This is a genomic window from Leptolyngbya sp. AN10, assembly GCF_050565645.1.
GTDB lineage: Bacteria > Cyanobacteriota > Cyanobacteriia > Leptolyngbyales > Leptolyngbyaceae > Leptolyngbya.
Window position 1 is genome coordinate 1 of sequence record NZ_JBNXVP010000003.1, and the last position, 18,819, is coordinate 18,819.

Consider the following 18,819-nt stretch of genomic DNA (forward strand, 5'->3'; position numbering starts at 1 on the left):
GAAGCCCACTAAACTGGGCTAAGAACTCCGTATTGCTCTCTTAGCCCGCTTCAGCGGGGTTTCTTCCATTAGCCCGGAAATGAATCTCCGGGCGGACTGGCAACGCAGCAAAGCCGCTTTTTATACTTTTCAAACACCCTCTTAGAAGTGCCCAACTTGATTTAGATGCAATTAACAAACTTTTCCGAACATCTGCGGATTCGATTTTCCATTCGGCTCACTCTGTCGAACCGACCTTATGGCTTGAACAATTTCCAGATCTCTTTTTCTGATAGGTAAAGCCTAAAACCAGAGCCAACGCAGAGCGCAATACTCCCATCCCAATCTAGTATCTTTTGTAGATCTTCATTAAAAAGAGCTTTCTGCAAAACTTTGGCAAATACAATCAGACCACCATTTGCCAAAGCAAGAACGACAAATTTTTCAGACTTCAACAAAGGGAGTTGATGGTTCTTTCTCCAAACTAGAACTGCTCCAGTCAATACAATAGTCAAGATAAACCAAACAAGCAGTTCCGTCCGCATCTAGAGATTCGATTTTATTTTGCCGAAGCCAATATACCACCCATAGATTGCAGCCAAGACCGCACCGCCGATCGCGCCGACTGCGACGAATGCGTTTCCAGCGAGCAGGTGAGCGATCGCGCCTCCAAGAAATGCGCCGCCTGCGGTCATCACGGCAATACGATCGCTTCTGTCCCAGAAGGTTTCTCTAGAATTGCTGGGCTGTGAATTAGGGTGCTGAAGCGTTTGGCGAGCGGCTGAGACTGGATCATCTGCTGTAACAATTTGGATAAATCTATCCCACGGGTCGGCTTCTCTTGGAAACACGATGTCAAGACTTTTTGCTCTTTCCTGTTGCTGATAATGCGTTTCAAGCTCGTTGTAGGCATCCTCGTAAAGCTTTTTCAGGTGAGAGTTCTGCTCGACAAGCTGACGGATTTCGTCGTTAATCCATGGACTGTTGTTTCTCAGAGTCGTCATCAGTTGATGAACTGCTTCCTGTAGAGATTGTGACAACGGTTGATCAAGCCTTGACAGTGCCAGGATGAAAGCTTTGGCAGGAGTGGGATCAGCATTTGTCATCATACGAGTGTACCTGTATGGATAAACCCTGCCCAGTGATAAGGGTGGTGTAGGGTTGTGTGTTTATTTTACTGAGTCTTTCTGAATAATCCGAATTTCGCTTTCGAGGTTGGCATAGATGTCTTCAGTTAAATACATTCAAGCATCGTTACGAACAGGAGAGCGCTCAATCCTTGAACCCGATCGCTTAATTCATCGGCAAACCCTATTGATCGAGCGGCAGACCGTACCTCATCCCGCTTCCGCTTATCGGCAACTACCCCTTACCCAGTAGGGTTTGCCCCAATGCGATCGCGCTCTATTCTTCTTAAAGTAGAAACATCAAGAGCGGACAAAACAAACCGCTAATCACTCCTCTCTCTTAAACACTGATTATGTTGACTTCTCCTCGTTTGACTCCTTGGCAAGAAATGGAATTAGCGCGTCGTCAGTTTAATCAACTCTTCAATGAACTGATGCCGACCCGTGAAGCACTGTGGACACCTGCGATCGAGTTCCACACCACCGAAGACGGTTTTACCGTTCGCGTTCAACTCCCTGGCATCAAAGCCGAAGACGTTGACGTGCAAGTTGGAAGAGATGCGATCGCAATCACTGGCGAACGTCAGTTTGATCAAACCGATGCCAAAGGATTTCGCTCTGAGTTCCGATATGGCAAGTTTAGCCGCGTGATTTCGCTGCCCGCTGCCATTCAGAACGATCAAGTCAAAGCTGAATTCCTAGACGGTATCTTGACGCTCACGCTACCCCGTTTGCAAGCGGTGAAGCCTGCGATCGTCAAATTGAACCTCACTGGAACGGATATGCCTGCGGTCGCTGCTCAAGAAGCGCCTCAGACCGAAGCTGCTCCTGAAGCAGACACCGCTGATCTCTGGAATAGCTAGAGATAAGAGTGGGGAGTAGGGGGTGGGGATTGCGATTTCAGTTCCTTTACGCGAACGATACCGCTTATCCTACTCCCCACTCCCCACTCCCAACCGTCCCCCAATCGGTTCGGTAGGTACGGTAAACACCCCTTCATGGAACGCATGAAGCCGAACAGTATATTAGGTAGGGGATTGAAGGATGCTTTGGTGGCACTGAGCAAGCTTACCCGTTTGAGTCCCGCCGCCCCGAACCGATTCTGGCACTGATGCCAGTCCCCTACCCTGAACAAAGCATTTGATAGTGATGGAGCCGAAGCACCAATATGGCAAAAGTTGTTGGAATTGACCTAGGAACGACAAACTCGTGTGTCGCTGTGATGGAAGGTGGGAAGCCCACTGTAATTGCGAATGCAGAAGGGTTTCGGACGACTCCTTCCGTGGTTGGATACGCGAAAAATGGCGATCGCTTAGTCGGTCAAATCGCGAAGCGCCAAGCCGTGATGAACCCAGAGAATACCTTTTACTCTGTGAAGCGGTTTATCGGTCGTCGATTTGATGAAATCACGCATGAAGCGACCGAAGTGGCGTACAAAGTCCTAAATGCGGGCGGTAATGTGAAACTTGACTGTACCGCACAAGGCAAACAGTTTGCACCGGAAGAGATTTCTGCTCAAGTCCTCCGCAAGCTGAAAGAAGATGCTAGTAAGTATCTGGGCGAAGATGTCACTCAAGCGGTGATCACAGTTCCCGCTTACTTTAATGACTCTCAGCGCCAAGCGACCAAGGACGCAGGTAAGATTGCAGGTCTCGAAGTGCTCCGAATTATCAACGAGCCGACTGCTGCATCGCTGGCTTACGGTTTGGATAAGAAGAGCAACGAAACGATCCTTGTCTTTGACTTGGGTGGTGGTACGTTCGATGTCTCGATCCTAGAAGTGGGCGACGGAGTGTTTGAAGTTCTTGCTACCTCTGGTGACACTCACTTGGGTGGTGACGACTTCGACAAGAAGATCGTAGACTTCCTTGCTGATGGTTTTGCTCGTGCAGAAGGCATTGACCTTCGCAAAGATAAGCAAGCCCTTCAGCGTTTAACCGAAGCTGCTGAGAAAGCGAAGATCGAGCTTTCCAACGTGACGCAAGCGGATATTAACTTACCGTTTATCACTGCAACCCAAGACGGTCCGAAGCACCTAGATACGACTCTGACCCGTCAGAAGTTTGAGGAATTGTGTGCAGATTTAATCGATCGATGCCGCATTCCCGTAGAATCCGCACTGCGTGACTCGAAACTCGACAAGAGCAAGATCGATGAAGTCGTCCTCGTCGGTGGTTCGACTCGGATTCCGGCAGTTAAGGAAGTTGTGAAGCGCGTTCTCGGCAAAGACCCGAACCAGACTGTGAACCCGGATGAAGTGGTTGCGGTCGGTGCTGCGATTCAAGCAGGTGTCTTGGCTGGAGAAGTGAAAGACATTCTCTTGCTCGACGTGACTCCGCTCTCCCTCGGTGTTGAAACCTTGGGTGGCGTGATGACCAAGATCATTCCTCGCAACACTACGATTCCGACCAAGAAGTCTGAAGTGTTCTCGACTGCGGTAGATGGACAAAGCAATGTAGAAATCCATGTGCTGCAAGGTGAGCGCGAAATGTCGAACGACAACAAGAGCCTCGGAACCTTCCGCTTGGATGGTATTCCTCCCGCTCCCCGTGGTGTTCCTCAAATCGAAGTGACCTTTGACATCGACGCGAATGGTATCTTGACCGTTTCTGCAAAAGATAAAGGGACTGGTAAGGAACAATCGATTAGCATCACAGGTGCTTCGACCTTGCCGAAGGATGATGTCGAGCGCATGGTTCGTGATGCGGAAGTGAATGCGACCGCAGACAAAGAACGCCGTGAGCGGATTGATCTGAAGAACCAAGCGGATTCGCTGGCATACCAAGCTGAGAAGCAAATCGGCGAATTGGGCGATAAAGTGCCTGAAGCTGACAAGACCAAGGTGGAAGGATTGGTTAAGGATTTGAGAGACGCGATCGCACAAGAAGACTTCGATCGGATCAAGACCTTACAAACCGATCTGCAACAATCGCTGTACGGCATTAGCCAAAACCTTTATCAGCAAGCGGGTGGCGGTGAAGCTCCGGGCGCTGATCCAGGTGCAAGTGCAGGTGGCGGTTCGACAGGTTCGACGGGTGGTGATGATGTGATTGACGCTGACTTCACTGAGTCGAAGTAAGTTCTAGTGGATTGAATGATTAGGCTGGTAGATTCCTTTGCTGGGTCTACCAGCTTTTTTGTTGAGTGAACCTTGTATAATTCAGAAGTAGCAACTGACTAAGCGTATGCAAGATTCTTCTCGTCGAATAGTGCCAGTTGTTAGCAAGATTAGTATGAGAGCGCCGAATCGAGATGTCGCTTATTGGCGCTCTCAATCCTGTCAAGCGAGAATCGATGCTCTAGAAGAGATCCGGCGTGAGTATCATCTTTGGAAATACGGTGAAGCTGAACCAAGACTTCAGAAAGTTTGTACGATCGTTAAACTGTCAAGTTGATACGGCAGTAATCGTGATTCATCACTTTCACCATTTGTCGAATTCATGATAATGCCGCAGGAATTTGAATCACGAATTGAGTTCCCTCTCGTTCGACGGAAAGACAGTCCAACGTGCCACAGTGTCTCTCAGTAATAATTTGATAGCTAATAGACAATCCCAGCCCAGTTCCCTTACCCACAGGTTTAGTGGTGAAGAATGGATCGAAAATTTTTTGTTTCACGGATTCAGAGATGCCAGAACCATTGTCAGCGATGACGATTTTCACTTGAGCTTGGTTATTGATATCGGTAGAAATCCGAATTTGACCCGGTTTGATTGCTGATTTTTGCTGCATCTCATCGATCGCCTCGATCGCATTGCTGAGCAGATTCATAAATACCTGATTCAAAGGCGCTGGATAGCACTCGATCGCTGGTAACTGACCATAGTTTTTGATGACCTCGATCGCAGGACGATCGGGCGTTGCTTTCAGGCGATGTTGCAACAGCATTAAAGTATTATCAATGCCTTCATGCAGATCGACCGCTTTAGCACCATCCTCGTCTAAGCGAGAAAAATTTCGTAAGGCTAGAACAAGATCTCGAATACGATCAGAACCAACTTGCATCGACTGAAGCACACGAGACAGATCTGCTGCCAGAAAATCAAGTTCTGCTTGTTCAAGTTCCTGTTGAAGTTCTTGCGGCGCGTGGGGGTAGTGCGATTGATAGGCTGCAATAATATTGAGTAGTTGTTGAGTGTATTCATCGACGTATTGCAAATTGCCGTGAATAAAATTCACCGGGTTATTGATTTCATGGGCAATTCCGGCAATCATTTGACCCAAACTCGCCATCTTCTCAGCCTGCACTTGCTGTATCTGGGTTTTGTTGAGTTCTTCAAGGGCACTTTCTAATTGTTGAGACTTTTGACGTGCCACCTGCTCAGAGTCTCGCAGTGAAGCTTCTGTCTGCTGTTGGAGTTGATACTGTTTTTGGATAATGGTGTCAGCCCGTTTGACAATCAAAAACAAAACCAGATACACGCCTCCCCAAATTGCGCCACTGATGAGAAAAACGAATTTTTGCGTCTTCTCCACTTCGGCAACGAGCGGCGTGACATCACTGTATAGCTCAAACACACCTTCGATCTGAGTCGTGCCATCTGCGGCTTTCAATTCTAAAGGAACATAACTCGAAATTAATTGACGATCAACGATTGTTCCAGTGATTGCATTCAACCTATTCCGGTGATCAAGTTTAGTAGCAACTTCTCCTGCAAGCCCTTGGCGAAAACCAGGACGATCCGAGTAGTCTTGTCCGATGTTGTCCTTCTCGGTGGAAAAGATTGTGCGCCCTTTCAAATCAAAAATTTTGATCTTAACAACGGATAAATTTTGGGTTTGATTCCGAACCGCATCATGGAGCCGTTGCGTTTCTGAATGGTGTTTGAGTTGCTCGTCGCTCAGGTTACTCGCAGAAAGCAAAAACGGTTTGAATTCTGACCACAAAGAGTTTGCAAAGCTGCGAGTGAGCATAATATTTTCATGTTCGCCAAACTTAATCAGATCGTCGGTTGCGTGCTGCCGATACATCATGCCGGATAATCCTGAGGCAGTACCAAGGGCAATCAAACTGGTGATTGAAAAGTAACGAAGGAGCTTGAACATCGACCCGCGATTTTTTATTACGACTATGCTTGTTAGATTTCCCCCATTTAGGGAAAAATCGTTGTCTAACGTAAGACTTCATCGCTAACCCCCTTATTTTTTTGCTTCGATCGTGTATCCGATCGCATGAATCACGCCTATAATCCAGCCAATTCTCTTGCTGCTTATAGTCTCTTCACTATGCTGAACGCTCATAAACTCGAATTGACTGCTGCGATCGCTCTCCCAACAAAATGCTAAATTGAGCGTACCGTTTCACCGCTTGTTCTATAAAAGCGTTCGGGCGGTAGGACAGCGCTTACCGAACCGTCTAGCGCGTTGAGCAAGATACCGTGTGAAGCATTCTGCTCGTCAAAAAATAATTTCACAGTTTGAACTCGTGGAGAACCGGGAGGGTCTCTTACGTTCAGATTTGCCTAAGCGACGGGAACTTCGCCACCTTTGGGTTGTAATTTGCGATCGCGGATGAAGTTGCTGTGAACTCCCAGAGTGCATTCGTGAACTCCTAGAGACAATCCGTCAACTCCCAAGGTCAGTCCGAGACTTCATGGAGCGCATTTATAAACTCCCTGAGTGCATTTGTAAACTCCCAAGGTCAATCCGTAACCTGCCAGAGTCAATCTGCAAACTCCTGAAGCAAATTTCTAAACTCCTGGAGAGAATCTGAGATCTCCCGAAGCGTATTTGTAAACTCCCGAAGCGATCGCAGAGGGAGAAATGCCGAAGAGGAGGAGAGATCGAGTTCAGTGCTTTTTCAAACAATCCAGGTTCTAAATGCGTATGTCCCTTGTGAACAGAGCGAATTGCTAAAGCCAGTTCATCTAGCTCTGTGTCTTTGAGCAAATAGGCTTTCGCATCCAAACGCATCTTTCGGCTTCTCCGATTACCTGCATAGCAGAATTCGACTCCAGCATACTTTTGAGTCCTTGACGAATAATAGGGTGGAGTTCTTTACGCGAGTCAACCGAAACGAAATTGCGCTACGAAGAAGATCGATCGTTCGCGGAGTCGTATAAACTTTCTGACATTGCCTTTGGATAGATGAGCAGGAAAAAACCCATCCAAGTTAGCACTGGAATTGAAACTACGATCGAGATCCAAATCGAGTGCAACAATACCCAACTGCCACTGATCAATCCTACGCCTGTAAGTAGAATCGACCAGGGCTGACACCACCAAGGTTTATACTCCCAAATGTTTGTCGAGTGTTTCATACTTGCAGCATTTCAGGATATTCCAACAACATCTCATCGTAGGTCAAACTATCGCTTTCTACTTGCGGTGTCCATTGCAGTTCAAACCGCATTAGATAATCAGGATTGAGACTGGAAAGTTGATAAAGCACATCTTTCAAAGCTTCAGTTGTGCGGATTTCAGAGAACAATGGCTTGTCGTCTGCGGTTCCAACTAGCAAAGTAACCACAATGTAAGAAGCGGGATCTTTGTCTGGATCAAGATCGAACTCTTTGTGTACGAGCTTACCGTTTGCATTCGTGAGTGTTTCTGTGGTGTATTTTGTGCGTTCCGCGATCGACAATTGACCAAACAATTTTTCCGCTTCATCGCGCGTTTTCACCGTCTTGGAACTTGCCTGAACATGACTCCAGTTTTCCGGCATTCTCAACAGGGCTAACGCTGCCTCTTGCAATTCTGCGTGAAGTCCTTCGAGTGTTTCTGTATCTGCTTCTTGAACGATCTCAGCGAGTTGAGGTTGAATGGCGCGACCTTCCGCTAATAATCCCACCTGAACTTTGGTCACAGTCACCGTATCATTCTCAAGTTCGCCGCCTTTCTTCTTACCACTCTTGAGCAGATACCAAACAAAGAAACCCGCTCCCCCAATCAGAATCAGTGCCACGATGAGCAAGACAATGCTGCCACCACCGTAGTAAGAGCCGCCATATCCACCGTAGTAAACTCCACCGCCAGACGATCGAGGCGCGACTGACCCACCCGAATCTGATCCACCGCTGCGACGAGAGCCACTCGAAGGACGACTAAATGACCCACCTCCGCTGCGTCCTCCACTGCGTCTCGCATACGCCGCAGAATCGAGCAGCATCTCAGACGATCGGAACGGCATCGGAATCTGGAGCGAGTTTAATAGAGCAGTACTCGCAAGGGTGGCACACAGAAGAGAGAACTTTTTCATGGTTGGGGATTAATCTCATCTTGATTATTTTGCCCGGTTTGCTTTAGCCAGCATTGGTACAAATCCGGACGGCGGAGACGGGTTCGCTCAATTTGTTGTCGAGTGCGCCATTGATCGATCGCGGCGTGATTGCCCGATCGTAGAACGGCTGGAACCTCTAATCCTCTAAACACAGGCGGACGAGTATATTGCGGATAATCGAGCAAACCCGCTTCAAAACTCTCGAATTTCAGCGAATCCTCTTTCCCGATCGCACCCGGCAACAGGCGAATCGTTCCATTTAATAATGCTAACGCTGGAATTTCTCCACAGGTCAGAACAAAATCCCCCAGCGAAACTTCCCGCGTGACCAAACTCATCACTCGCTCGTCGATTCCTTCGTAATGTCCGCAAATGATGACAATCTGATCGAAATTTGTCGAAAATTCTTTCAGCATCGATTGTTGCATCGGCTCCCCTTGCGGAGTTACAAAAATCACTTCGCGCCTGGGCAAGACGGGTAAAGATTCCACCGCAGCAAAAATCGGCTCTGGCTTGATCAACATGCCAACCCCGCCCCCGTAAGGCTCATCGTCTACGCGGCGATGTTTATCCACTGCAAAATCACGTGGATTCGTTAAGTGAACCTCAGCAATTTGTTTCGCCAACGCTTTCCCTAGCAGCCCAGATTTTAGGGGCGACTCAAAGAAATCGGGAAATAACGTCACAATATCGAAGCGCATGTTGATAAGAAAAAACAGAATAGCGTTAACAAAGAATTAATAATTTGGCATGATTGAAAGTCATAGAAAAGACGATCGCACAATTTCAATATCTGATGCCAACCTCACCCACTTGATCCTAAACTGAATTCTCGATCGTCAATCGCCCTCCGTTCTTATATTCTTCATCCTTCATGCTAGAGTCAGTCTTGCAATCGTTGAAACCGCAGATGCCTCAGTCCCTCAAGACCGCCATTATGGTGATTGGCGGCGCAGAAGATAAACTCCACGGTCGAGAAATTCTCCGTGACTTCTTTTGGCGTTGCGGAGGGAGTGATGCCCGAATCGCCATTATTCCATCCGCTTCGCGTGAACCCGTCGTGATTGGTGAACGTTACCAAACGATTTTTACGGAGATGGGCGCACAAGAAGTCAAGGTGCTGAATATTCTCGATCGCGCTCAGGGCGATTTGCCAGAACTGCAAGGCTATGTGAGTGAGTGTACGGGTGTATTTTTGACGGGAGGCGACCAGTTGCGGCTTTGTGGCTTGCTTTCGGATACGCCCGTGATGGATATTGTGCGATCGCGTGCCCAATCAGGAGAAATTACGCTTGCCGGAACCAGTGCGGGCGCGGCTGTCATGGGATATCACATGATTGCAGGCGGCGGGAGTGGAGAATCGCCCAATCATTCTCTCGTTGATATGACGCTAGGGTTGGGGATCATTCCAGATATTCTTGTGGATCAGCATTTTCACAATCGGAACCGGATGGCGCGGCTTATGAGCGCGATCGTGGCACATCCGACGCTGTTGGGAATTGGCATTGATGAGGATACCTGTGCGCTGTTTGAAGGCGATGGGATTCTTCAAGTGCTTGGAAAAGGAGCCGTGACAATTCTTGATCCAGGCGAAATGACCTACACGAATCAGGCAGAGATCGAAAAAACTGATCCGCTGTGTATGGGAAATTTGCGGCTGCATGTTTTAAGTGCGGGTTGTCGATTTGACTTACGAAAGCGATCGATGCTGATTCGGAATTCTCGGAAGTCACCCTTCTGGGATCGTGCATAGATAGATGTTTTGAAAGCAAGTCGATCGACAAGTCTAGTATCGTGCGGTTAGAAACCGTTTCGCATTGGTGTAATTTGACCTAAAATTGCGACCTTTGGAGGCAACAGTTCTTTACACAAACTGTTTACCATGAACAAATCCCCGCTCAGATTGCCGCTGAAACTAGGAAGTTGGTCTTGAGGCTAATTTCCTGATTTCGATTTTCGTGTTCTCATTCCCAGCCAGTATCCCCGAATTGAAGCTTTATGAAGATACTCAAAGTTCAAACGTTACGCGGTCCCAATTACTGGAGCATTCGTCGCCACAAAGTTGTTTTAATGCGCCTGGATTTGGAGGAACTAGCTGAGTCACCTTCTAATTTGATTCCTGGGTTCTATGAAGGCTTGGTCGAATTGTTGCCTTCTCTAGTCGATCATTTTTGCTCTCCGGGCTATCGAGGCGGATTCCTGGAGCGGATGCGGGAAGGCACGATGATGGGGCATATCATCGAACACGTGGCTTTAGAGCTACAAGAACTGTCAGGAATGCCTGTCGGGTTTGGTCGGACTCGTGAAACGGCTGAACCAGGGATTTACCAAGTCGCGATCGAATATATTCACGAAAAGGCTGGACGGTATGCTGCCAGAGCCGCTGTGAGAATTTGCCAAACGATCGTTGAAACCGGACATTATCCGAAAAATGAACTAGAGCAAGATTTGAAAGATCTGCTCGATATTGCAGCAGAATGTTCGTTAGGTCCAAGTACAGAAACGTTGGTGAAAGAAGCCGAATCGCGGAATATTCCCTGGATGGAACTGGGAGCGCGATCGATGATCCAACTCGGCTTTGGTGTGCATCAAAAGCGGATTCAAGCCACTTTGAGCAATCACACTGGAATTCTCGGAGTTGAGCTTGCTTCGGATAAAGAAGGCACAAAACAAATGCTGCGATCGGCGGGTGTGCCTGTTCCTCGTGGAACTGTTGTGAACTATCTGGATGAGTTGGAAGATGCGATCGAGGAAGTCGGCGGCTATCCGATCGTGATCAAACCGCTGAATGGCAATCATGGTCGCGGAATTACGATCAATATTACGAGTTGGCAGCAAGCAGAAGCAGCTTACGACGCAGCAAAAGAAGTTTCTCGATCGGTGATTATCGAGCGGTTCTATCAAGGACGCGATCACCGAGTTTTAGTGGTCAATGGAAAAGTCGTTGCGGTGGCTGAACGAGTTCCGGCTCATGTTGTTGGGAATGGTCGATCGACGATTCAAGAGTTGATCGATGAAACGAATGGTGATCCGCGTCGAGGAACAGGACACGATAATGTTTTGACGAAGATTGAACTCGATCGAACTTCTTGGGAGTTGTTAGAGCAGAAAGGATATGACTTAGAAACGGTGTTGCCTGAAGGTGAAATCTGTTATCTCAGAGCCACAGCGAACTTAAGTACGGGGGGAATTGCTATCGATCGAACTGATGTGATTCACCCTGAAAATATTTGGTTAGCTCAACGAGTTGTAAAAATCATTGGTTTAGACATTGCTGGAATTGATGTCGTGACGGATGACATCTCTAAGCCCTTACGCGAAATGGATGGCGTAATTGTTGAAGTGAATGCTGCTCCTGGCTTCCGAATGCACGTTTCACCGAGTGAAGGAATTCCTCGCAATGTTGCAGAACCTGTGATTGATATGTTGTTTCCACAGCGGAGCAATGGACGAATCCCGATCATTGCAATTACTGGAACGAATGGAAAAACAACCACGACTCGTTTAATTGCTCATTTGTTCAAGCAAACGAATCAAGTCGTCGGCTACACCACTACAGACGGAACTTACATTGGTGACTATCTAGTAGAACCAGGAGATAATACTGGACCTCAGAGCGCACAATTGATTCTGCAAGATCCCACCGTTGAAGTCGCAGTGCTGGAAAGTGCGAGAGGTGGAATTCTACGATCGGGTTTAGCGTTCAATGCTTGTGATGTCGGTGTCGTTCTGAACGTTGCAGCAGATCACTTAGGACTGGGCGATATTAATACGATCGATGAAATGGCGCGAGTCAAAAGCGTTGTGGCTGAATCTGCACTACCCAAAGGCTATGTGGTTCTGAATGCTGATGATCCGTTAGTGTCTGCAATGGCAAGTCGAGCGACCGCGCAGATTGCTTATTTCTCGATGAATCCAGAGAATGAATTGATTCGATCGCATACTCAGCGCGGTGGATTAGCAGCCGTTTACGAAAATGGCTATCTCTCGATTCTCAAAGGGGACTGGACGCTGAGAATTGAGCAAGCAATCCATGTTCCACTTACATTAGGTGGACGCGCTCCGTTTATGATTGCAAATGCCCTCGCAGCAAGTTTAGCGGCATTTGCTCAAGGAGTTCGGATCGAAGATATTCGCGCCGCATTGATGACTTTCCAAGCATCGAGCAAACAAACACCGGGACGAATGAATCTATTCAGCCTTGGACATTTCCACGTGCTGATCGATTACGCCCATAATCCGCATAGCTATCAAGCACTCGGTGGATTCGTCCAGAACTGGAAAGAAGGAGAGCGCATTGGTGTCATTGGTGCACCAGGCGATCGACGAGATGAAGATTTTGTGCTGTTGGGACAACTCTCATCTGAATTGTTCGATCGCATCATTATCAAAGAGGATGACGACAACCGAGGACGCGATCGCGGTAATACTGCAACATTCATCGAGCAAGGACTTCAGGCAACGAAACCAGAGGCTCGATATGAAACGATTCTGGATGAAACTACTGCAATTCAGACCGCATTAGATAGTGCAACTCCAGGAAGTTTAGTTGTGATCTTGCCGGAAAGTGTGACGAGAGCGATCAAGATCATTGAGGAGCGTAACGCAGTTCAGGTCATGACTCCGGTAGCAACGGTGAGCGGTATGAATCATACACGATCGCAGTTTGTTACTTCCCGCGAGGCAATTCCAACTCCATAAACGCATTCATTTGTAGAGACGCGATTGGCACAATTGCACGATCGCGTCTTCGCCCTCAGATTGTTAAATAAAAATTTTATTCATTTGACAAAGACAAAAGCAGCGGTATACTACCTCCGTACATAGAAAAAGTCGATCGACCCTTTCTTCACCGTCGATCGAATCAACCGAGGCTTATAAGCTCTAGGAGAGACGAGCATGAATATTCTTGCATGGGCTGTACTTGGAATTGTCGCAGGTGCGATCGCAAAACTGATCTATCCTGGACGGCAAGGCGGTGGCATCCTCAGCACGATGATCTTAGGCATCATCGGTTCATTCTTGGGAGGTAGCTTATTCACTCTGCTGACTCAGGGGACGATCAGTTTATCTGCTGCTGGATTTAACTTGCCTGGATTAGTCGTCGCTGTGATCGGAGCCATGATCGCAATCTTCTTGTGGGGACTCGTGACCCGTAGCGCTGCTTAAATTTCACTGAAAGACTTCTTCATTGTGTGTGCGGGATCGCCTAAACGGTTACTGTCATCAGGCAGAGACACGCTAGGCGATCCCTTCTTTTTAGTAGAGGTCAAGCCGTATGCACAGCGCGTATTCTGTAATTCATTAAGACGCGGAGTTAGAGAGAAGCAGCTATGACATACCTTGGACAGCATGTAGAAATTACAGAACAAGATGCAGGCTGGATTGGCATCTGGTGGCATGAAGGTGGAATGATTCAGCTTGGCTTTTTCTCGAATGCACCGGATGCTTGGCAAGCCGTCACTGAATTGATTCAGCGCGATTTAGCAGTTCGTTGCTTGCTTGGTGTGATTGATGAATGGCGCGATCGCGAAAAGATTGATGATGTCGAATATGCTTTGGGCGTGAACTCTCTAGTCGAATTCGTTCTAGCATAAAAGATTGATTTGGTATTAAATCAGATTAGCTCCAGTCGATTTCGCGATTCGATTGATCCGATCGCAGTTGTTCAAACGGATGCTGCAATTCGTCTTGCGCTTCTTCGATAAAAATCATCACTTGCACCGGACCATATCGATCGCGAATTGCACCTTCAATTTGCTCTACGATCCAATCACTCGCACCCAAAAATTCTGGATGCACCATCACGCGCATTTCGACAAAGACTTGCCGCCCTACAATTCCCCGCGATCGCACTTCATAACACTGTGTGACTCCTTGAACTTGCCGTACAATTTGCCAGATCGATTCAGGCGCGATCGCGACTTGTCGCACCATTAACGGAAGCTGCCAATTCAACACACGCCAGCAGCTTAATCCAGCAGTCAGCACCATTGCGATCGTCAAAAATGGATCGAACCACGCATAACCCGCCCAAATTCCAAACAATCCAAGCAATAGAAATCCGGTAAGCCAAGCATCTTGGAGAATGTGACGGGCGTTTAATTTCAGGACTGAATTATCGAGCGATCGCGAAACTTTTCGCTCAAATAATGCCAGTCCTAAACTAGCAGCAAACACGACTCCTAATAATCCAATGACAGACAATCGCATCCGAACTGCGGGAAGCGTCTGAAGTGTTGGATCGATCGCCAGTTGTCCGACTGCGACACTCAATAAACTCAATCCTGCAAATCCCAGTAATGCGACTAATAACAGTGCGAGTCCTGTTTCTAATCGTCCATGTCCCCAAACTTCCCGTCCTGATTGGCGATTGGGAGCCGAGATTGCAATCAAGCTCAAAACTGTACTAAAGCCATCGATCACCGTGTGCAGCGATTCCGCCACGATCGACAAAGATCTCGTTGCCCAAGCTGCACCTACTTTCACTACCAACATCAGCAGCGTTAGCCAAAGTGTCATCAGCAAAATCTGACGACTTACAGCTTTTTGATTTTTGACTTCAGCCATGACGCGCTCTTGAGGTAGAACGATGAAGAGGAATCATCGTAAAAAATTTATGCAACACTCTGAAATTCGATTATTGGTTCTGGACATTGACGGAACGATCGCAGGCAAATCTAATCATATCCGCGAACCTGTCTTAGCAGCGATCGCCAAAGCACAGAACCAAGGGATTCAAATCGCGATCGCGACCGGGCGTATGTATCGCTCTGCACTTCGATTTCATCAGGCAGTCCGCTCGACTTTGCCGCTCATTGCCTATCAAGGCGCATGGATTCAAGATCCGACGACTGGGGAAGTTCTACGTCGTTGGTCGGTTCCCAAAGCTCAGGTATCAGAACTGCTCGATTATTTTGAGCAACCGAAACTCCGTGAATTATTGTCAATTCATTTCTATATCAATGATGAGTTGTATGTTCGATCGATGACTCCAGACACGACCGCATACGCGCAACGGACTGGAATTGTCCCGATCGAGGTGGGGGATTTGCGATCGACTTTTCACATGGAAACGACGAAAGTTCTAGCGCTCAGCGATGATACAGAGTTGATCAATTCGATGCTGGGCACATTGCAGAAACAGTACACGCCTGCCGAATTGTATTTAACGAAATCAGTCGCGACTTTTTTTGAGGCGACCAATCCTGCTGCAAACAAAGGAACCGCTGTGAAATATCTAACAGAGGAATTATTGAATCTGAAACCAGAGAACGTGATGGCGATCGGGGATAACTTCAACGATTTGGAGATGATTCAGTATGCGGGAATTGGAATTGCAATGGGGAATGCGCCCCCAAGAGTTCAGGAAGTGGCTCAATGGGTGGCTCCTTCGGTTGAAGTAGACGGAGCGGCAACCGCGATCGAAAAGTTCTTATTCTGATCTACCGCAATTTCTCGGAGGGATCGAATCGGATTCCGGTGTAAAAGAAGGGGGTTGATTTCCCCGTGTCGATCGATATGGCTCAGGTTCTGAATCGTCCGTCTTCTGTCCCTACCCGTGATGATGCTCAATCTCAGTCTGTGGGGGCGCTAATTCAACTCCGTCAGGTCAGTAAAACTTATCCGAACGGGAGTTCCGCCCTCACAGGTGTTTCGCTCGATATCAATGGCGGCGATTTTTTGTTTATTACAGGACCTTCTGGCTCTGGGAAATCAACCCTTCTTAAATTGCTGTATGGTGCGGAACTGCCGTCAGAAGGAGAAATTTTAGTCGATCGACAAAATCCCGCTCGACTCAAAGGAAACCAACTCGCATTCCTGCGTCGTCGAATCGGTGTGGTTTTCCAGGATTACAAATTGATTCCGCGTCGAACGGTGGCAGAGAATGTCTCGTTTGTGTTGTGGGCGCAAGGGTATTCTCGTGCTGAGATTCAACGGCGTTTACAGCCAGCGCTCAAGATGGTGGGATTGGTTCACAAAGCGGAATCCTTTCCAGAAGAGCTTTCAGGGGGAGAACAGCAGCGAGTGAGTATTGCAAGAGCGATCGTCGCAACACCTCCGATTCTTCTAGCAGATGAGCCGACTGGAAATCTTGATCCTGATAATTCTTGGCAGGTGATAAAAATTCTGAAAAAGCTGAACCAGATTGGAATCACGGTTCTAGTAACGACACACGATGAGAATCTGATTCGGTTAGCTAATCATCCGGTTGTACAGATTCGGAATGGTCGGCTCTATCAAAGTCAATGACTGGGCACTGTCCCGGAGATAGACTTAGGCTTGTTCTAACCAATCGAAGATTTGATCCAGTTGGTTCAGCGTGACTAAGCCATATTGCCAAAGCACCATTGGAAGCGGAGCGAGTTCAGGCTGACTGTGCTTTACAGCGAGATCGATCGCAGAAGTTGGAAGCGCCAGTTCTTCCCGCAGGAATTGAATAAATTTCGATCGCTTTTTCGCTTCCATGTCGTCGCCCTGCGTTTATGAGAATCAATTTAACTTATGTAAACAAATTCCAGCAATCTCGTAATCATCCAAAAGTTTAAGATTTTTCTCTAGGACATGTGGCTTCTCTCTATCCTCAATAACACGGATGCGCTTTTTAAGAGCTTCATCAGTTGCCCCAAAATTACGCAACCGCTTCATCTTGCCCACTGGCTAACCTGAGTGAATGAAAGTTTCGCAAAGAGATTAAAACCTCTTGAAACTGATTGTTCATTTTTCCAAGGAGACCGCAAGATGACCTCACGATCGCAACTGATAATTTGGCGAAAACAAGCCGCCGATCGCCTTCAGACAATCATTCTGAGCGCGACAACGAATGATTTTCAGCCGAATGATGCTCACGCGGACACGTTATTGCGGCAGTTAAGTAATCTTCCTGCTCGTCCGGGCGATCGCGCTCCTTACCAAGGCAGTTTCCCGAATGAACCTGTGAGCGTGGCAAGACTCAAAACGGCAAATCGGCTCAGACAGTTGATTTTGAATATTCGAGCAGGAGAATACCAATCTCAGGATTACGCGATCGATACAGCGATCCGATCGATGTCCGCCTTGCCTGAGAGAACGACTCAAAATCCTTATGCTTCACTGTTTCGCCCAACAACGCTGCCAGATCTTACTGTCGATCGATTGTTAGAAATTGCGCCTCATGCCAGTCGTGCTCAAGTGACTTCTCTTTTGCCGCACCTCTTGCTGACGATGGGACTGTACGAGATCACGACTCCGATCCGTCAGGCTCATTTTCTGTCTCAACTGATTCACGAATCGGGTTCATTCAACTATCTCGAAGAGATTGATCCGGGTGATTATCTTGAAGGCAGAACTGATTTGGGCAATACCGAACCGGGTGACGGTCGCCGTTTCAAAGGTCGGGGATTGATTCAAATTACAGGTCGATCGAACTATCAAGCCTGTGGGGAAGCACTCGGAATTGATTTGATCGCGGCTCCGACGCGATTAGCAGAACATGACTTGGCGTGTTTTAGTGCGGGTTGGTTCTGGTCGAAAAATCAGCTCAATCCCCATGCCGATCGAGATAATGTTGAGCGAGTCACTCGAATTATCAATGGGGGTTTGAACGGATTTGACGATCGGAAATACTATCTTGCCGCTGCTAAAGGCGTTCTGAATGTCTAAGCTTGCGATCTGAACTGTTTTGGAGTCATTCCCACGGTTTTACGAAACTGAGCAGTGAAATGGCTCTGATTAGAAAATCCAACTTGATAAGCGATTTCTGCGGCGGAGAGTTTTGTCACCGAAAGAAGCATCTTAGCTCGATCGATTCGACGCTGTGTGATGTATCGGTGCGGTGGCTCTCCGATCGCACCTTTAAACGCTCGTGCAAAATGAAATTGACTCATTGGAATCAGAGCCGCAAGCGTCGCGATCGACAATTCATCCGCCAAATGTTCTTCGATGTAGTCTTTCAATTGGTTCAGCTTCAAGCCATCAAGAACTGTGACCTCGATCGGTTTAACTAAAACGCCTGTATGATTTCGGATCAGATGAACCGCTAAGAGATTTCGCAACGACTCCACATAGAGATTTCCAGCAATTCCGCCATTCAGAGCTTCCGCCTTTAACAGTTGTGCAATGTGCAGAATCGTCGGGTCTTGAAAGATCACTTTATGTTCTAGCTCAGAAGACAAATCGTGATCTTTGGCAATTTTTTCTAACAAATCGTGATCGAGATTGAGATTGACATATTCGCTTGGTTTTTTACGTCGATGCCAAACGAATTCTCGATCGCCATAAACAAAAACACTTCCAGCAGGTAGTCCAGTTGTTTGAGTTCTACCATCGACCGACCAAACCACCTCTTCATGCGGCAAAAATGCAACACTCAAGCCGTTTTTAGGCATCGCAAAATCAAAATCACCAACAGAATCTAGCCGCCCATATTCCACGGTTAATCCTTCCCAGTCTTGAGTCGAAATCGCTGCGGTCTGATTGGATTGAACAGGCTGCATAAATTCTTTCTTGAAATCA

At 47.5% G+C, this 18,819-nt stretch carries 19 protein-coding genes; 11 read left to right on the forward strand and 8 right to left on the reverse strand.

Features of this window, described 5'->3' with window-relative positions:
* Positions 1-524 precede the first annotated feature (524 nt).
* Entirely contained in the window at positions 525-1,088 is a 564-nt protein-coding gene (locus tag ACQ4M5_RS04805; protein WP_430674469.1) for a hypothetical protein, read from the reverse strand.
* Positions 1,089-1,203: 115 nt separating this feature from the next.
* On the opposite strand from ACQ4M5_RS04805, the gene ACQ4M5_RS04810 reads away from it, so the two are divergent.
* The 4 genes from ACQ4M5_RS04810 to ACQ4M5_RS04825 all read left to right on the forward strand — a co-directional run bounded on the left by ACQ4M5_RS04810 (position 1,204) and on the right by ACQ4M5_RS04825 (position 4,501).
* Positions 1,204-1,359, forward strand: coding sequence for a hypothetical protein (locus ACQ4M5_RS04810; RefSeq protein ID WP_430674470.1), 156 nt, complete (start codon positions 1,204-1,206; stop codon positions 1,357-1,359).
* Between the two features lie 100 nt (positions 1,360-1,459).
* Positions 1,460-1,969: an Hsp20/alpha crystallin family protein gene (locus ACQ4M5_RS04815; protein ID WP_430674471.1), complete on the forward strand. Its 510-nt coding sequence runs from the start codon at positions 1,460-1,462 to the stop codon at positions 1,967-1,969.
* Between the two features lie 305 nt (positions 1,970-2,274).
* Positions 2,275-4,185: a molecular chaperone DnaK gene (gene dnaK / locus ACQ4M5_RS04820; RefSeq protein WP_430674472.1), complete on the forward strand. Its 1,911-nt coding sequence runs from the start codon at positions 2,275-2,277 to the stop codon at positions 4,183-4,185.
* 106 nt (positions 4,186-4,291) lie between these two features.
* On the forward strand, positions 4,292-4,501 hold the full coding sequence (locus tag ACQ4M5_RS04825; protein ID WP_430674473.1) for a hypothetical protein: 210 nt from the start codon (positions 4,292-4,294) through the stop codon (positions 4,499-4,501).
* Between the two features lie 43 nt (positions 4,502-4,544).
* On the opposite strand, the gene ACQ4M5_RS04830 is transcribed toward ACQ4M5_RS04825, so the two are convergent.
* The 4 genes from ACQ4M5_RS04830 to trmD all read right to left on the reverse strand — a co-directional run bounded on the left by ACQ4M5_RS04830 (position 4,545) and on the right by trmD (position 9,026).
* Complete coding sequence (locus ACQ4M5_RS04830) at positions 4,545-6,152, reverse strand: ATP-binding protein (RefSeq protein WP_430674474.1); 1,608 nt, start codon at positions 6,150-6,152, stop codon at positions 4,545-4,547.
* A gap of 980 nt (positions 6,153-7,132) precedes the next feature.
* The gene (locus tag ACQ4M5_RS04835; protein WP_430674475.1) at positions 7,133-7,366 is read right to left on the reverse strand and encodes a DUF6737 family protein; all 234 of its coding nucleotides are present in this window, start codon (positions 7,364-7,366) and stop codon (positions 7,133-7,135) included.
* The gene (locus tag ACQ4M5_RS04840; protein ID WP_430674476.1) at positions 7,363-8,304 is read right to left on the reverse strand and encodes a DUF1517 domain-containing protein; all 942 of its coding nucleotides are present in this window, start codon (positions 8,302-8,304) and stop codon (positions 7,363-7,365) included. Before ACQ4M5_RS04840 ends, ACQ4M5_RS04835 begins: the two co-directional genes overlap by 4 nt.
* Positions 8,301-9,026 (reverse strand): tRNA (guanosine(37)-N1)-methyltransferase TrmD, encoded by a 726-nt coding sequence (gene trmD / locus ACQ4M5_RS04845; protein WP_430674477.1) that lies wholly within the window; start codon positions 9,024-9,026, stop codon positions 8,301-8,303. The genes ACQ4M5_RS04840 and trmD overlap by 4 nt, the downstream gene beginning before the upstream one ends.
* 209 nt (positions 9,027-9,235) lie before the next feature.
* Here trmD and ACQ4M5_RS04850 point away from each other — a divergent pair, with 209 nt between their 5' ends.
* The 4 genes from ACQ4M5_RS04850 (at position 9,236) to ACQ4M5_RS04865 (ending at position 13,922) form a co-directional block, all read left to right on the forward strand.
* Entirely contained in the window at positions 9,236-10,078 is an 843-nt protein-coding gene (locus tag ACQ4M5_RS04850; RefSeq protein ID WP_430674478.1) for a cyanophycinase, read from the forward strand.
* Between the two features lie 245 nt (positions 10,079-10,323).
* Entirely contained in the window at positions 10,324-13,026 is a 2,703-nt protein-coding gene (gene cphA, locus ACQ4M5_RS04855; RefSeq protein WP_430674479.1) for a cyanophycin synthetase, read from the forward strand.
* Between the two features lie 198 nt (positions 13,027-13,224).
* The gene (locus ACQ4M5_RS04860; protein WP_430674480.1) at positions 13,225-13,494 is read left to right on the forward strand and encodes a GlsB/YeaQ/YmgE family stress response membrane protein; all 270 of its coding nucleotides are present in this window, start codon (positions 13,225-13,227) and stop codon (positions 13,492-13,494) included.
* A 164-nt stretch (positions 13,495-13,658) separates the two neighbouring features.
* Positions 13,659-13,922 carry a hypothetical protein gene (locus tag ACQ4M5_RS04865; protein ID WP_430674481.1) on the forward strand — a complete coding sequence of 88 codons (264 nt, stop codon included), beginning with the start codon at positions 13,659-13,661 and terminating at the stop codon, positions 13,920-13,922.
* 25 nt (positions 13,923-13,947) lie between these two features.
* On the opposite strand, the gene ACQ4M5_RS04870 is transcribed toward ACQ4M5_RS04865, so the two are convergent.
* The gene (locus ACQ4M5_RS04870) at positions 13,948-14,895 is read right to left on the reverse strand and encodes a cation diffusion facilitator family transporter (protein ID WP_430674482.1); all 948 of its coding nucleotides are present in this window, start codon (positions 14,893-14,895) and stop codon (positions 13,948-13,950) included.
* A 49-nt stretch (positions 14,896-14,944) separates the two neighbouring features.
* On the opposite strand from ACQ4M5_RS04870, the gene ACQ4M5_RS04875 reads away from it, so the two are divergent.
* Entirely contained in the window at positions 14,945-15,769 is an 825-nt protein-coding gene (locus ACQ4M5_RS04875) for a Cof-type HAD-IIB family hydrolase (protein WP_430674483.1), read from the forward strand.
* A gap of 77 nt (positions 15,770-15,846) precedes the next feature.
* The gene (gene ftsE / locus ACQ4M5_RS04880; RefSeq protein WP_430674484.1) at positions 15,847-16,578 is read left to right on the forward strand and encodes a cell division ATP-binding protein FtsE; all 732 of its coding nucleotides are present in this window, start codon (positions 15,847-15,849) and stop codon (positions 16,576-16,578) included.
* A gap of 24 nt (positions 16,579-16,602) precedes the next feature.
* Here ftsE and ACQ4M5_RS04885 read toward each other — a convergent pair whose 3' ends face one another.
* A complete protein-coding gene (locus ACQ4M5_RS04885) occupies positions 16,603-16,794 on the reverse strand; it encodes a DUF2949 domain-containing protein (RefSeq protein ID WP_430674485.1) in 192 nt (63 codons plus the stop codon).
* A 273-nt stretch (positions 16,795-17,067) separates the two neighbouring features.
* On the opposite strand from ACQ4M5_RS04885, the gene ACQ4M5_RS04890 reads away from it, so the two are divergent.
* A complete protein-coding gene (locus tag ACQ4M5_RS04890; protein ID WP_430674486.1) occupies positions 17,068-17,967 on the forward strand; it encodes a glycoside hydrolase family 19 protein in 900 nt (299 codons plus the stop codon).
* On the opposite strand, the gene ACQ4M5_RS04895 is transcribed toward ACQ4M5_RS04890, so the two are convergent.
* Positions 17,964-18,800, reverse strand: coding sequence for a helix-turn-helix domain-containing protein (locus ACQ4M5_RS04895; RefSeq protein ID WP_430674487.1), 837 nt, complete (start codon positions 18,798-18,800; stop codon positions 17,964-17,966). The two genes, ACQ4M5_RS04890 and ACQ4M5_RS04895, sit on opposite strands and share 4 nt — an antisense overlap.
* Positions 18,801-18,819 lie beyond the last annotated feature (19 nt).

Bases quoted from the DNA above. Each gene is read 5' to 3' on its own strand.
- ACQ4M5_RS04805 (WP_430674469.1), bottom strand. From the start codon at position 1,088: ATGATGACAAATGCTGATCCCACTCCTGCCAAAGCTTTCATCCTGGCA.
- ACQ4M5_RS04810 (WP_430674470.1), top strand. From the start codon at position 1,204: ATGTCTTCAGTTAAATACATTCAAGCATCGTTACGAACAGGAGAGCGC.
- ACQ4M5_RS04815 (WP_430674471.1), top strand. From the start codon at position 1,460: ATGTTGACTTCTCCTCGTTTGACTCCTTGGCAAGAAATGGAATTAGCG.
- dnaK (WP_430674472.1), top strand. From the start codon at position 2,275: ATGGCAAAAGTTGTTGGAATTGACCTAGGAACGACAAACTCGTGTGTC.
- ACQ4M5_RS04825 (WP_430674473.1), top strand. From the start codon at position 4,292: ATGCAAGATTCTTCTCGTCGAATAGTGCCAGTTGTTAGCAAGATTAGT.
- ACQ4M5_RS04830 (WP_430674474.1), bottom strand. From the start codon at position 6,152: ATGTTCAAGCTCCTTCGTTACTTTTCAATCACCAGTTTGATTGCCCTT.
- ACQ4M5_RS04835 (WP_430674475.1), bottom strand. From the start codon at position 7,366: ATGAAACACTCGACAAACATTTGGGAGTATAAACCTTGGTGGTGTCAG.
- ACQ4M5_RS04840 (WP_430674476.1), bottom strand. From the start codon at position 8,304: ATGAAAAAGTTCTCTCTTCTGTGTGCCACCCTTGCGAGTACTGCTCTA.
- trmD (WP_430674477.1), bottom strand. From the start codon at position 9,026: ATGCGCTTCGATATTGTGACGTTATTTCCCGATTTCTTTGAGTCGCCC.
- ACQ4M5_RS04850 (WP_430674478.1), top strand. From the start codon at position 9,236: ATGCCTCAGTCCCTCAAGACCGCCATTATGGTGATTGGCGGCGCAGAA.
- cphA (WP_430674479.1), top strand. From the start codon at position 10,324: ATGAAGATACTCAAAGTTCAAACGTTACGCGGTCCCAATTACTGGAGC.
- ACQ4M5_RS04860 (WP_430674480.1), top strand. From the start codon at position 13,225: ATGAATATTCTTGCATGGGCTGTACTTGGAATTGTCGCAGGTGCGATC.
- ACQ4M5_RS04865 (WP_430674481.1), top strand. From the start codon at position 13,659: ATGACATACCTTGGACAGCATGTAGAAATTACAGAACAAGATGCAGGC.
- ACQ4M5_RS04870 (WP_430674482.1), bottom strand. From the start codon at position 14,895: ATGGCTGAAGTCAAAAATCAAAAAGCTGTAAGTCGTCAGATTTTGCTG.
- ACQ4M5_RS04875 (WP_430674483.1), top strand. From the start codon at position 14,945: ATGCAACACTCTGAAATTCGATTATTGGTTCTGGACATTGACGGAACG.
- ftsE (WP_430674484.1), top strand. From the start codon at position 15,847: ATGGCTCAGGTTCTGAATCGTCCGTCTTCTGTCCCTACCCGTGATGAT.
- ACQ4M5_RS04885 (WP_430674485.1), bottom strand. From the start codon at position 16,794: ATGGAAGCGAAAAAGCGATCGAAATTTATTCAATTCCTGCGGGAAGAA.
- ACQ4M5_RS04890 (WP_430674486.1), top strand. From the start codon at position 17,068: ATGACCTCACGATCGCAACTGATAATTTGGCGAAAACAAGCCGCCGAT.
- ACQ4M5_RS04895 (WP_430674487.1), bottom strand. From the start codon at position 18,800: ATGCAGCCTGTTCAATCCAATCAGACCGCAGCGATTTCGACTCAAGAC.